The organism is Arthrobacter senegalensis (assembly GCF_059091765.1).
The window spans coordinates 1-12,249 of the sequence record NZ_JBNHGZ010000005.1; the positions used below are offsets into that span (position 1 = coordinate 1).

Below are 12,249 nucleotides of genomic sequence, written 5' to 3' on the forward strand. Positions count from 1 at the left end.
ACAAAGCTCGAGGGCCTAAGCCCGGTGCAGTACCGTGCTCAGGCCCTCGCGGCCTAGTCTCTTATTTAGCCAGTCCAACTTTCGGGGCCCAGTTCACCGGCGGCCGGGACCCTCTGCAGTGCTACCCGTGGTGCTGGATCAGCCTTACAGCTGGCCGAACTCCTCACGCTTCGGCTGCGGTACGTTGGTGTCGTCGTACTCGTAGATGCCGATGTAGGCCTCGGTCGGATCACCGTTCTCGTCGAACGAGATCGGGCCGGAGATGCCGTCGTAATCGATGTCCTTGCCGTCGCGCAGCAGCGTGACACAGCCGGCGAAGTCGAAGCACTTTTCGCCGTCCGCGGACACGCCCTGCATTTCCTTGGCGATGTCCTCGCCCTTGGTGCTTCCGGCAGCCTCGGCTGCCAGGGCCACCAGGTTCACCGCATCGTAGGACTCACCTGCGTAGGAGTAGGAATTGAGCTTATCGTCCATTTTCGCCAGCGCCGCCTGGAAATCTTCCTTGGCGAACGTTCCGGGGATCGTGCCCTGGGCTCCGGCCATGGCACCCGGATCGAGGTCCGCGCTCAGGTCCGAGGTGTTGCCGTCCACCAGGAACATCTGGTCGGGGGTGACTCCCTTGGACAGCAGCAGCGGTGCGATCGACTTGATCTGGTCAAAGGTGATCAGCGCGATCGCGTCGGGCTTGGCGTTGACCACGGCGTCCACCTGCGAGCTGAACTGGGAGTCGCCCTCGTTGAACATCTCGGTGGCCACTACCTGGCCGCCGGCGCCCTCAAACGCCTGCTTGACGTTCTCCGCGAGGCCGGTGCCGTAGGCGTCGTTCAGCACGATCATGCCCAGCGTCTGGGCGCCGCAGGACACCATGTAGCTGCCCAGCGTGCGGCCCTGCAGCACATCGGACGGGGCGGTGCGCCAGTACAGGTTGTTGTCGTCCCAGGTGGTGAAGTCCGGCGACGTGTTCGCAGGGGAAATCTGCACCACGCCCGCGCCGGTAATTTGGTTGATCACCGTCTTGGAGACGCCCGAGGACGCTGCGCCTACGACGGCGCTGACGTCCTCGCTCAGCAGTTCGGTCACGGACTGGGTTGCAATGTCGGTGGTGGTATCGCCGGAGTCTCGCTGGATGGTTTCCACGTCCTTGCCCAGGACGCCGCCGGCCTCGTTGATCCGTTCGACGGCCAGCTCGACGCCCGCGACTTCCGGCGGGCCCAGGAAGGCCAGCGAGCCGGTGGCAGGCAGCAGCGTGCCGATCTTCAGCGGGGTATCGGTGGAGCCCTTCGTCTCCGGAACGGCGGAGGGATCACCCGTCGCGCCTGAGGTGGGGCCAGCGCCCTCTCCCCCCTCGGGACAGACCAAACCGGATGCGCCCGCCGGTGCCGATGTGCCGGCTCCCCCGCCGGTCTCCGAGGGCGTTGACGTGCCCCCGCCGCAAGCCGAGGCAAACAAAGCGATCCCCAATCCGAGCGCGGCCACCCTTCCCGCGCGTGCGGAGTTGGCGCCGGTGCCGAAAAGCACTGCGTTGCGTGTTGCAGTCATGTATGTTTTCTCCTCGATCGAAAGGTCCGCGAACCTTTGATGCGATCACCAGGTATTCCTGATTACAGAGAAAACTAGTCCAATTCGTTGTTGAAAATAAGCGTTTTGGGTTACATCCTTGTAACGCTCGTCACACTTAATCCGTACCCCCGGTGGGACTCGAACCCACACTGGACCGATTTTAAGTCGGTTGTCTCTGCCATTGGACTACGGGGGCCAGCACTCCGGCACCTACCTAGGGTACTTGATGGGCCCGCGCCGGTTCACAATCGCCCGAAGGGTTCGGCGTAGCGGAAAACACCCGCCGGCACCGGCCGGCCGGCCAGCGGGAGGGCCATGAAGTTGGCGTCCCACGACGGATCCGGGGCACCGATGCCCAGTTCGCTGGCTGGCCGATACGCAGGAAGCCGTCGCAGCCGTACAACTCGGCCAGCAGCCGGGCTTCCACCGGTTCATCGCCGTCGTCGGTGGCGAAGGCGCGTGCCACCAGCCGGAGCACGGCCGACCGGTCGTCCCGCTGTTCCGTCCTGATCCTCACCGCAGCATTCTATGCGGCCCCGCCCCGCCGGGAGCTCCTTGAATGCAGTGAGGCCCGGGCACCGCCACAGCGGTACCCGGGCCTGATGCTGGTGCGCCTAGCGGCCGGTGGAGGCGAGTTCCTTGTCCGCCCCGGTGCCCTTGGCAGCCCCTGCCGGCTTGGGGGCGTCGGCGGCCTGCGGGCGCGGCTTGGGGGAAGCCGCCTCGCGGAACTGGCGGTACGGAGTCTGCAGGTCGGCAAGGCGAGTGGTGTCGCGGCCCAGGAAGATCGTCCAGAACCAGTTCGAGATCACGCGGATCTTGCGCTCCACCGTCGGCATGGCCATCCCGTGGTAGCCGCGGTGGGCCATCCATGCCGGCCAGCCCTTGAGCTTGATGCCCATAATCTTGGCGACGCCCTTGTTCAGGCCGAAGCCGGCGACGGCGCCCAGATTCTTGTGCTTGTACTCGGTGACGGTGCCCACGCCCCAGCGGGCGGCGTAGATGTTCTTGGCGAGACGCTTCGCCTGGCGGATGGCGTGCTGGGCGTTGGGAACGCAGAACCCTCCCACGCCGCCGCCGGTCAGGTCCGGCACGGCGGCGACGTCGCCGGCGGTCCAGGCTCCCTCGATCGGGCCGTTCTCGTCGATGATCTGGAGCGTGGCGTCGGCCTTGATCCGGCCGCGCTCGTCCTGCGGGAAGCCGAAGTTGCGCGCCACCGGGTTCGCCTGCACTCCGGCGGTCCACAGCAGGGTATCGGCCTCGAAGGTTTCGGCGGGAGTCTTGTCCGGCATGTTGATCAGCTCCAGCACGCCGCCTTCTGCCTTGGCCAGCGAGGTGTTGAGCATGACCTCGATGCCGCGCGAGCGCATGTGCTCCACGACCCATTCGGCCTGGTCTTCGGTGACCTCGGGCATGATCCGGCCCATCGCCTCGACCAGGACGAAGCGCAGGTCTTCCTGGCGCAGCCGCCCGTTCTTCTTGACGGCGGCGCGGGCCAGGTCCTCGATCTCGGTCATGGCTTCAATGCCGGCGAAGCCTCCGCCGACGCCGACGAAGGTCAGCGCGCGGGTCCGCTCCGGCCCCTCCGGGAGCAACGAACCGGTTTCGATCCGCTCGAGGACCTTGTTGCGCAGCTCCACGGCCTCTTCGACCGTCTTCAGGCCGATGCCGGCTTCGGCCAGTCCCGGGATCGGGAAGGTGCGGGTAATGGCACCGGCGGCAACGACGACGTCGCGGTAGTCCAGCTCGAAGGCCTCGCCGACGGCGGGGGTGATCACGGCCTTCTTCGCGGCATGGTCGATCGACGTCACCTTGCCGGTGATGAGTTCGGTGTCCCGCAGGTGCTGCCGGTGGTTGACCACCACATGGCGGGCTTCGATGCTGCCGGAGGCGACCTCGGGCAGGAACGGCTGGTAGGTCATGTACGGCAGCGGGTCCACCAGGGTAACGATGCCGCCGTGCCGCTTGACCTTCTTCTGGAGGTTCAGCGCGACGTAAAGACCAACGTAACCGCCGCCGACCACCAGGACGCGCGGACGATCGGACAGAGCAGGAGTGAGTGCCATGCCCTCAGTATAGCCGCTTTTGTGAAACTTTTCACGAAGTACGGACGGCGGGCATAACAGCCCTGCGCCCGGCAGAATCAGCGCTTGGCCGGCTTCCGGATCTCTTCCCGGATCGGCGGGATGAAGTCCGTGTTTGCTTCCTCGACCGCCGACGTGCCCTGCCGCACGGCCTTGCGCGTGCGCAGGGTCTGGACGGCGCCCAATACCAGGACGGCGGCGATCAGTCCGCCGAACGAAAACACGAGGACGGCCGGCAGCACCGAGTCTTCGCTGTTCGGGGGAACCGCCACGGGCGTAGTCGGTTCCGGAATATCCGGCGCCTCGGCCTTGGACTGCACCGGAGCCTCCGACTGGGGGGCGGCGGCTTCGCCGCGGCGGTGCACCGTAATCCAATGTGCGATGGAGCCGAGCGGGTTGCCGGCGACCTCCGGCACGTCCGCGTTCAGGGCTGCCTCCGCGTCGAGTACGCCGTAGCCGTAGATCGGATCATGGCCCGGAACACCTGCGTCCTTGGCCGTGCTGACGATGCGGTTGATCACCTGGGCCGCGCTCATGTCCGGGTATTTGGAGCGGATCAGTGCGGCCACACCCGAGACCAGCGGCGTGGCACCGGAGGTGCCGGACCAGTCGGCATAGAGGCCGCCGGGCAGTCCGCCGACCAGGTTTTCGGCCGGTGCCGCAACACCGATGACGATGCTCTGGGCCGAGGCCTCCTGGCTCGCCTCGCCGTCGCGGTTCAATCCCGCCACGGTCAGCACGCCGGGGATGGTAGCCGGGGCGCCGGACTGTTCCGTGCCGCCCGCGCGGTTGCCCGCGGCGGCGACGACCACCACGTCATGCTGTTCGGCGTAGAGGAACGCCGCGTCCCAGCTCTCCGGCCAGGAGGTGCTGGAGCTGGTCAGTGACATGTTGATGACCTGCGCGCCATTGTCCACGGCCCAGCGGACGGCCGCCGGAATTTGCTCGTCGACGCCGATGCCCGAGGGGTTGGGCGTGCCGAGCCAGGTAGACGCCGTCAGGATCTGTGCCTTCGGTGCCACCCCGATCACGCCGTCCGTGCCGGCGCCGATCCCCTCGTCCTTGTGCTTGGACTTGGACTCTTTGTCGTTCTTCTTTTTGGCGTCCTTTTTGTCTTTCTCCGGTGCATGGCCGCGTCCGGCCAGCAGGGTGGCAACCAAGGTGCCGTGCTCCGGCGTTTGCCCGATGCCCCGCTGGCCATCGGGATCACCGGAGCCGGATACGTCGGTACCGCCCACCACGGCACCCTTGAGGTCCGGGTGCGTCGCGTCAACGCCGCTGTCGATCACCGCTACCTTGACGCCTTCGCCCTGCGATTCGTCCCAGGCGGCGCGAATCCCATAGGCGTCCAGCCAGTATTCCTTGTCGCGGGTGTCGTCCGCCTGGGCCGGGCCGGCAAGCACCAACGAGGCGAGCACCGCGATCGCCGTTCCCAGCGAGAAGGCCTTCGACGCGGCTGCGCGTCTGGCCGGCCGTTCACTGTCGCGCTGGCGCATGGATGTCCCTTCGTTGGCAAAGCGGTTTGGTCCCCGGAACCCGGGAAGCTCAGTGCGGCAGCCGGGTGGCCGCACTCAGGGCGATTCCGTCAAGAATATCGTGTTCGCTGGCGGTCGCACCGTCCACGCGGCCGCCGGTCAGTGCGGCCAGCCGTCGGGAAACGGTCCGCCAGATGAGCGCGCCGGCGCCGATGACATCGACCCGTCCAGGATGCATGTAGGGCAACGCGGCCCGCTGTTGCCGCGTCATCTTCAGGAGGGAGGTGCACGCAGCATCCAGCCGGGCACCGTCCAGATGCGCCCCGTGGATGCTTTCCGGACGATAATCGGCCAGCTGCAAGGCGTGGGCGGTGACCGTGGTGACGGACCCCGCCACTCCGACCAAGCGGTCGACGTCGGCCAGCGGCACCTCGTCGAGCACGTGCGCCAGGTGTTCTTCGGCGCCCGCCACGGCGTGGGCGATCTCGGCGGCGGTTGGCGGATCCGAGAGCAGGTGCCGCTCGGTAAAGCGGACGCACCCCATGTCGGTGCTGAGCGCGGCCAGCACCCCGTCGGCGGTTCCCAGCACGAACTCGGTGCTGCCGCCGCCCAGGTCCACCACCAGCACCTTCTCCCCCGGTTGCGGTGCCAGGACGTTGGCGGCGCCCGTGAAGGACAGCTCAGCCTCTTCCCGGCCACTGATCACTTCTGGTTCCACGCCGAGGCGCTGGCGGATGCCGTCGACGAAGACCTGGCGGTTGGCGGCGTCGCGGGTGGCGGAGGTGGCGACAAAGCGCAGGGTTTCGGCACCGTGGCTGCGCAGCTGGCCGGCATAGTCCTCCGCCGCCGCGAAGGTCCGCTCCAACGCTTCCGGCGCGAGCGCCCCGGTGGCGTCGACGCCCTGCCCCAGCCGCACGACTCTCATCTCGCGGACCACGTCGGTGAGCCCGCCGTCCTGGACATCGGCGATCAGCAGGCGGATCGAGTTGGTTCCGCAATCGATCGCTCCGACGCGTGCCACTAGGACTCGCCTCCGTCTGCCTGGCCGGACGTGGGGCCATCGACGGTGCCGCCGTCGTCGTCCGCCGCCTCCCTGCCGCCGGCTCGCCGGGCCTTCTTCGCGGCCAGCTCTTCGGCCGTCAGTCCCTGCGTCCGGGTGTGCCGGCTTAGATCCCGGGCCGGAGCGATGCCGTCCACATCCCAGGCTCCGGGGCAGTAGCAGCGGTCCGCGGTCCACCATTCCGCGATACGTTCGATCGCTTCGTCGCCCAGCGGATTTACGCCGGGACCTGCGGCCAGCGAATGACCCACCAGGACGTGCAGGCATTTGACCCGCGTGGGCATGCCGCCGGCGGAGACACCCGCGATTTCGGGCACGTCGCCGATGCCGGCCCGGCTGCCGACCTCGTCGCGGGCCGCCAGGTACTCCTCGTGCGCGCGGCGGTAGGCCGCGGCCAATTCCGGATCCTGCTCCAGTCGTTCGGTCATCTCCGTCATGACCCCTGCGGCCTCCAGCCGGGATACCGCCGACGTGATGACCGGGTGGGTCAGGTAGTACGTGGTCGGGAAAGGGATTCCGTTCCCTAGCCGCGGCGCCGTCGTGGCGACCAGCGGGTTTCCGCAGACGCATCGTGCGCCGATCTCCACGACGTCGCGCACGGGCCTGCCGAGCTGGCGGCTCAGGGTGTCGAGATCGTCGGGGGTGGGGGTGCGCTGAGCGTCGTTCATGGCTCAGTCCTTTCCTGGCGCTGCGGCCCGTGGGGCAGGGCCGTGTGATTCGGCAGGCTCTGCCGGGAGGTCAGTCTGCTGCGGGCGAGTCTGTGGCCGCGCGGGTCACCGAGTTCCACAGGGCGTCGACCCACGGCAGGTCCTCGGGTGCGGTGGCGGAGGCATGTTTGTTGGACTCGCGCAGTCCCTCCGCGCCGGTGACCATGTACCGCTTCTCCCCCGGCATTACATAGAATATGCGATCCCGGGCCTGCTGCTTGATGTAGGCGGGATCGTCCCAGCGGGCCAGTTCCTTGGTCAACTGTTCATTGGAGTCTTTCTTGGCGGCGATGTCCGCCTGCAGCGCGGAGAGTTCCGCCCGCTGTTCAATGAAGATCCGCACCGACGGGGCCAGCAGCACGGTGATTGATACCAGCACCAGGGCCAGCGCCAGCAGGCGCCCGGAGAACGCTTTCGCCGGGACCGGCACGGCGTCGGCCGGGGTTTCCCTGGCCGGTAGCCGCGGCTTTTGGCCGGCAGCCGGTGCGGCCGGCTGCCGGATGGCCTCGGACAGCTGCCGGCGTTCGGCCGCGCGGGCTTCCGACGGCGAGGGCTTGGGTTTCGCCGGCGGCTTCGGCTTTCGCTGCTGGCCGGCGTCCGGCGCGCGGGGGGTGCGGGCATCCGGCTGCGGAGCGGAGCTGGTCGGGGGCCGGCCGAAGTCGGCCCGGATCACCTGTCCGGTCTCCGGTTCCCGCGCGTCGGTGTCCTTCCCGTCGACGCCGCCCGAGGCAGGCCCGCTGCCGGCCGGGCGGCCGGCCCGCGGCATGTTGGGGCGTCGGGTGGACATTCGCGGCTCCTCACCGTGGTCGTCGTGCGGGGCCCCGGCTTTGCCGCCGGGCCCCCGCTTAAGACATTACCGAGGGTCGGGCCGAACTACGCCGTGAAACGCGGGAAGGCGCCGCGACCGGCGTAGCGGGCTGCGTCGTCGAGCTCCTCTTCGATGCGCAGCAGCTGGTTGTACTTGGCCACGCGCTCGGAACGGGCCGGGGCTCCGGTCTTGATCTGGCCGGCGTTGGTGGCCACGGCGATGTCCGCGATCGTGGTGTCCTCGGTCTCGCCGGAGCGGTGCGAGGTGATCGTGGTGTAGCCGTTGCGCTGGGCCAGGGCCACGGCCTCCAGGGTTTCGGTCAGCGAACCGATCTGGTTGACCTTGACCAACAGGGAGTTGGCGGTCTTGGCATCGATGCCCTGCTGCAGTCGCTCGGGATTGGTGACGAACAGGTCGTCGCCGACCAGCTGCACCTTGTCGCCCAACTCGGCCGTCAGGGCGGCCCAGCCCTCCCAGTCGGATTCGTCCAGCGGATCCTCGATGGAGACCAGCGGGAAGTCGGCCACCAGCTGGGCGTAGTAGGCGCTCATTTCCGCCGCCGTCAGGGACTTGCCCTCGAACTGGTAGGCGCCGTCCTGGTAAAACTCGGAGGACGCCACGTCCAGGGCCAGGGCGATGTCCTTGCCCGGGGCGTAGCCGGCACGGGTGATCGCCTCGGTGATCAGGTCCAGCGCGGCCCGGTTGCTGGGCAGGTTCGGGGCGAAGCCGCCCTCGTCGCCCAGCCCCGTGGACAGGCCCTTCTCCTTCAGCACGGTCTTGAGGCTGTGGTAGACCTCCACGCCCCAGCGCAGCCCCTCGGAGAACGTGGCGGCGCCCAGCGGCACCACCATGAATTCCTGGATGTCCACGTCGGAGTCGGCGTGCGATCCGCCGTTGAGGATATTCATCAGCGGGACCGGCAGCACGTGCGCGTTGGGGCCGCCCAGGTACTTGTACAGCGGGAGGTTGGCGGATTCGGCGGCGGCCGAGGCCACGGCCAGCGACACACCGAGGATGGCGTTGGCGCCAAGATCGGATTTGTTGGAGGTGCCGTCCAGATCCAGCATGGTCTGGTCGATCAGCCGCTGGTCGGTGGCGTCGAGGCCCGCCAGCGCCGGCTGGATGGTGTCCACCACGGCGGCCACGGCCTGGCCGACGCCCTTGCCCAGGTAGCGGTCCTTCTCGCCGTCGCGGCGTTCCACCGCCTCGAACGCCCCGGTGGAGGCGCCGGACGGAACCGCGGCCCGGCCCATCGAGCCGTCGGAGAGCAGCACCTCAACTTCTACGGTGGGGTTGCCGCGGGAATCAAGGATTTCGCGCGCGTGGATGGCATCGATCAGCGCCATGGAGTAGCTCCTGTTCGTTGGAACGAAAGATGGAATGTCTGCAGGCGAGGCCGGGGCCGGCTGCAAGGTCCGGCTTAAGACTAATCGAGATCACCCGCCGCGGTTTTCTTCCGTTACGCGCTGCTGGAATCTGCGGACGGCGCCCCGCAGGGCCTGCTCGGGATCCACGCCCGCCTCGACTGCGCGCCGGACGACGGCGAACAGCTCCTCGCCGACGTCGCGTTCTGCCCGGGCAGCACCGGCCGCGCCGGTGCCCCCGGCCGCGCTGGCCCGCTCCGGCCCGGCCGCCGACGCGCTGGCTTGCTCCGGCTCCGCCGCCGCGCTGCCCGCCCGGGCCGCGCGGTCCAGCGATTTCGCTGCCAACGCCAGCGCCGGCAGCGAGTGCGGAAGCCCGTCGAACGGCGTGGTCCGCTCCGGCTTTTCCGCCGCCTTGACCGCGTCGTAGCCGGCCACGATCTCGGCGATGGTCTCCGGAAACTTGTCCTGCAGGGACCCGTCCGGCCGGAAGACATGCCGGTTCCGCCGGATGAGTTTGGCTGTCAGTTCCGCGGCCACGGCGTCGAAATCAAAGTGTCCCCGCTCTTCTTGCAGACGGGCATGCAGCACTACCTGGTAGAGCACATCGGCCAGTTCGCCCTTGAGCTCGGCAACGTCGGCCCGGCCGGTGTGGCCGGTTTCGATGGCTTCGGCCAGTTCGTGGGCTTCCTCCACAAGGTACTCGAGCAGCGACTCGTGGGTCAGCGCCGCGGTCCACAGGCAGTGGTCGCGCAGTTGTGCCACGACGTCCAGCAGCCTGGCGAGCGCCTCCCCCCGGCCGGGCTCAGCGGGGGCGTCCGGGAGCTCCCCCCGGCCGGACTCGGCGGGGGCGTCCCGGAGCGGCCCCCGCTCACACGAGTGTCCGGCGTGCGGCATCGCGGCGTCAGCCCAACTGGCTGTTGAAGCCCTCGCCGATGAACTCGATGAGCGCCTCACGCTCTTCCAGCGGCAGGAAAGCGGCCTCGGCCGCGTTGAGGGTGATCTCCAGCAGGTCGTCCAGGTCGTAGTCGAAGGTTTCCACCAGCAACTCGTATTCGTCGGAGAGCGTGACTCCGCTCATCAGCCGGTTGTCGGTGTTGATCGTGACCTTGAACCCGGTCTGGTAGAGCAGGTCGAACGGGTGGGACTGGATACCCTCGCCGAAGACGGCGATCGCGCCCGTCTGCAGGTTCGATGACGGGCTGCACTCGAGCGGGATGCCGCGGTCGCGGACCCACGAGGCGACCCGGCCCAGCGTGACCATGCCAACCTCTTCACCGTCCTCGTCGTCGGGCCCGAAGTCCACCTGGATGTCCTCTGCGATCCGGACGCCGTGGCCCAGCCGCAGCGCGCGGCCGCTGACCAGTGCGTCCACGATGCTGTCCACTCCGGCCGCCTCGCCGGCGTGGATCGTCACCGGGAACTGTTGTTCGGCCAGGTAGGTGAAGGCGTCCTTAAAGCGCGAGGGCGGGAAGCCGTCTTCGGCTCCGGCGATGTCGAATCCGACGACTCCCCGGTCACGGTGGCGAACGGCGAGTTCTGCGATCTCCTGCGAGCGTTCGGCATGCCGCATGGCGGTGACCAGCTGGCCCACCTGGATCGGGCGGCCGCTGGCTTCCACGGCGTCCACGCCGGCTTCCAGGCCTGCCTGTACGGACTCTACCGCCTCGTCCAGGGTCAGGCCCTTGGTTAGGTGCTGTTCGGGCGCCCAGCGGACCTCGCCGTAGACCACGCCGTCGTCGGCCAGGTCTTCCACAAATTCGCGGGCCACGCGGAACAGGCCTTCCTTGGTCTGCATCACGGCGATGGTGTGGTCAAAGGTCTCCAAGTAGCGGACCAGCGAGCCGGAATCCGCCGATGCGCGGAACCACTCCCCGAGCGCCACCGGGTCGGTGGAGGGCAACTCGTGGCCCTCGGCGGCGGCAAGTTCAATGATGGTGGCCGGGCGCAGTCCGCCGTCCAGGTGGTCGTGCAGCGAAACCTTCGGCAGGCTGCGGATGTCGACGTCGAGGTCGGCTGCGGTGTCTTCGGAGTATTCAGGCTCAGTCACAGGCACCACCTTACGCGAGCACCGGGCACGCCTGAACCGGCGCGGATCCCCTCGCCGGGTTCAGTCGTCGAGTCCGGCGGCGGAACGGTTGCGGGAGGGCACGGCCAGGGGAACGTACGGTTCGAAGCGGACGGTCCGCGAACCCGTTGCCGGCAGCTGGTCGGCGGGATCGCGCCGTGCCGCCACTGCTGCGTCCCGGCGCTCGGCGGCCGGGCCGGCATCGCCTGCCGCCACCGAGAGGCCGGCTTCTGCCGTCGGCCCGGCTTCCGCCGTCGACCCGGCATCCGCTGCCGTCCCCGCTTCGGCTGCCGGCTCCGCTCCGCGGTATCCGGCCGGGGCAGCCGCGCGCAGCCGCGCGGCACGGCGCCGGTTGGCCAATTTCATGCCGTGGTCCAGTGCCAGGCCCAGCAGCAGCGCCAGGATGATCGCCAGGCCCGCGGCCAGGAGGCTGTTGTCGTGGAACCATCGCCCGGCCAGCGCCCCGATGGCTACCGAGTACAAGGACCAGGAGATGCCGGCGGCCACGGAAAACAGGACGAACTTGCGGTGGTTGTATCCGGTGGCGCCGGCGGTCATGTTGACGGCCACCCGGCCCACCGGGATGTAGCGTGCGCTCAGGATCAGCAGCGCGCCGCGCCGGTCCAGTTCCCTGCGGGCCCAGGCGAAGGCCGCAGCAACCCGGGGACGCTGCATCCAGCGGAAACGGTCTGCGCCGATCCGGCGCCCGATCAGGTAGGCGATGTTGTCCCCCGCTATCGCGCCGACGGCAGCAACGGCGGCCACCAGCCAGATATTCGGGGCTCCGGCGGATACCGCGATCGCAGCCAGTGCCACGACCACCGATTCGCTGGGTACCGGCGGGAAGATCCCGTCGATCAGGCAGAGAGCCAGAAGCAGTGGGTAAATCCACCATTGCGCTGCCGCGTCGATGATGAAGACGCTGAGCGCGTCCATGAAAGTCTGCACGAAGTGTTCCTGTCCGCTGGATACCTAGTCCAACGATGCCATGCCGCATCTTGTGCCGCTATCGGGTAGATCCCTGACCGGGCCCCCATCGCTCAACGCCGCAGACCCCGCGGTGCGCCGGGGCATCCCCCCGCTCCGGCCGCACGATTCATCGTAGCGGGGCCGGGGGAACGCCGGGAAG

Annotated in this window: 11 protein-coding genes and 1 tRNA gene; all 12 read right to left on the reverse strand. The window is 68.5% G+C overall.

Annotated elements, in window-relative coordinates; all coding sequences use genetic code 11:
- Positions 1–144 precede the first annotated feature (144 nt).
- The 12 genes from AC5RVG_RS14580 to AC5RVG_RS14635 all read right to left on the reverse strand — a co-directional run bounded on the left by AC5RVG_RS14580 (position 145) and on the right by AC5RVG_RS14635 (position 12,068).
- Positions 145–1,539: an ABC transporter substrate-binding protein gene (locus AC5RVG_RS14580; RefSeq protein WP_494001476.1), complete on the reverse strand. Its 1,395-nt coding sequence runs from the start codon at positions 1,537–1,539 to the stop codon at positions 145–147.
- A gap of 144 nt (positions 1,540–1,683) precedes the next feature.
- Positions 1,684–1,756 (reverse strand) — tRNA-Leu (locus tag AC5RVG_RS14585).
- Between the two features lie 18 nt (positions 1,757–1,774).
- A complete protein-coding gene (locus AC5RVG_RS14590; RefSeq protein WP_494014395.1) occupies positions 1,775–2,077 on the reverse strand; it encodes a hypothetical protein in 303 nt (100 codons plus the stop codon).
- Positions 2,078–2,174: 97 nt separating this feature from the next.
- Positions 2,175–3,623, reverse strand: coding sequence for an NAD(P)/FAD-dependent oxidoreductase (locus tag AC5RVG_RS14595; protein WP_494014396.1), 1,449 nt, complete (start codon positions 3,621–3,623; stop codon positions 2,175–2,177).
- Between the two features lie 77 nt (positions 3,624–3,700).
- Positions 3,701–5,137, reverse strand: coding sequence for a S8 family serine peptidase (locus AC5RVG_RS14600; RefSeq protein WP_494014397.1), 1,437 nt, complete (start codon positions 5,135–5,137; stop codon positions 3,701–3,703).
- Positions 5,138–5,186: 49 nt separating this feature from the next.
- Positions 5,187–6,137 (reverse strand): Ppx/GppA phosphatase family protein, encoded by a 951-nt coding sequence (locus AC5RVG_RS14605; protein WP_494014398.1) that lies wholly within the window; start codon positions 6,135–6,137, stop codon positions 5,187–5,189.
- Positions 6,137–6,844, reverse strand: coding sequence for a DUF501 domain-containing protein (locus AC5RVG_RS14610; RefSeq protein WP_494014399.1), 708 nt, complete (start codon positions 6,842–6,844; stop codon positions 6,137–6,139). The genes AC5RVG_RS14605 and AC5RVG_RS14610 overlap by 1 nt, the downstream gene beginning before the upstream one ends.
- Positions 6,845–6,914: 70 nt before the next feature.
- Positions 6,915–7,670 (reverse strand): FtsB family cell division protein, encoded by a 756-nt coding sequence (locus AC5RVG_RS14615; protein ID WP_494014400.1) that lies wholly within the window; start codon positions 7,668–7,670, stop codon positions 6,915–6,917.
- An 86-nt stretch (positions 7,671–7,756) separates the two neighbouring features.
- Positions 7,757–9,037 (reverse strand): phosphopyruvate hydratase, encoded by a 1,281-nt coding sequence (gene eno / locus AC5RVG_RS14620; RefSeq protein ID WP_494001483.1) that lies wholly within the window; start codon positions 9,035–9,037, stop codon positions 7,757–7,759.
- A gap of 90 nt (positions 9,038–9,127) precedes the next feature.
- Positions 9,128–9,817, reverse strand: a complete 690-nt coding sequence (locus AC5RVG_RS14625; RefSeq protein WP_494014401.1) for a MazG nucleotide pyrophosphohydrolase domain-containing protein — start codon at positions 9,815–9,817, stop codon at positions 9,128–9,130.
- 139 nt (positions 9,818–9,956) lie between these two features.
- Positions 9,957–11,102, reverse strand: a complete 1,146-nt coding sequence (locus tag AC5RVG_RS14630) for an adenosine deaminase (protein ID WP_494014402.1) — start codon at positions 11,100–11,102, stop codon at positions 9,957–9,959.
- A gap of 60 nt (positions 11,103–11,162) precedes the next feature.
- On the reverse strand, positions 11,163–12,068 hold the full coding sequence (locus AC5RVG_RS14635; RefSeq protein ID WP_494014403.1) for a DedA family protein: 906 nt from the start codon (positions 12,066–12,068) through the stop codon (positions 11,163–11,165).
- Between the last annotated feature and the right edge of the window lie 181 nt (positions 12,069–12,249).

Bases quoted from the DNA above. Each gene is read 5' to 3' on its own strand.
- AC5RVG_RS14580 (WP_494001476.1), bottom strand. From the start codon at position 1,539: ATGACTGCAACACGCAACGCAGTGCTTTTCGGCACCGGCGCCAACTCC.
- AC5RVG_RS14595 (WP_494014396.1), bottom strand. From the start codon at position 3,623: ATGGCACTCACTCCTGCTCTGTCCGATCGTCCGCGCGTCCTGGTGGTC.
- AC5RVG_RS14610 (WP_494014399.1), bottom strand. From the start codon at position 6,844: ATGAACGACGCTCAGCGCACCCCCACCCCCGACGATCTCGACACCCTG.
- AC5RVG_RS14615 (WP_494014400.1), bottom strand. From the start codon at position 7,670: ATGTCCACCCGACGCCCCAACATGCCGCGGGCCGGCCGCCCGGCCGGC.
- eno (WP_494001483.1), bottom strand. From the start codon at position 9,037: ATGGCGCTGATCGATGCCATCCACGCGCGCGAAATCCTTGATTCCCGC.
- AC5RVG_RS14600 (WP_494014397.1), bottom strand. From the start codon at position 5,137: ATGCGCCAGCGCGACAGTGAACGGCCGGCCAGACGCGCAGCCGCGTCG.